Origin of the sequence: Vibrio marinisediminis (genome assembly GCF_014050145.1) — a bacterium.
Lineage (GTDB): Bacteria > Pseudomonadota > Gammaproteobacteria > Enterobacterales > Vibrionaceae > Vibrio > Vibrio marinisediminis.
On sequence record NZ_JACFYF010000238.1, the window covers coordinates 1 to 274 of the forward strand.

General features: G+C 70.4%; 1 protein-coding gene. It reads left to right on the forward strand.

The window, feature by feature from the left end:
- A partial coding sequence (locus H2O73_RS23970) for a D-alanyl-D-alanine carboxypeptidase (protein WP_182110800.1) occupies window positions 1-274 on the forward strand: 274 nt, incomplete at both ends.

Sequence of the window (274 nt, forward strand, 5' to 3'; positions counted from 1 at the left end):
TCGACGGCGACCTGATTCTCGCCGGCAGCGGCGATCCCAGCCTCGATACCGCCGCCCTTGCACGCCTCGCCCGCCTGCTGCGCGCCGCCGGAGTCTCGGAGGTGACGGGCGCCCTGCGGGTGCAGGCCGACGCGCTCCCCGCGATCCGCTCCATCGACCCGGGCCAGCCCGACCACCTGGGCTACAGCCCGGCCATCGCGGGGCTCAACCTCAACTTCAACCGGGTCTATTTCGAATGGAAACGCCAGGGCAGCGATTACGCCGTCACCATGGA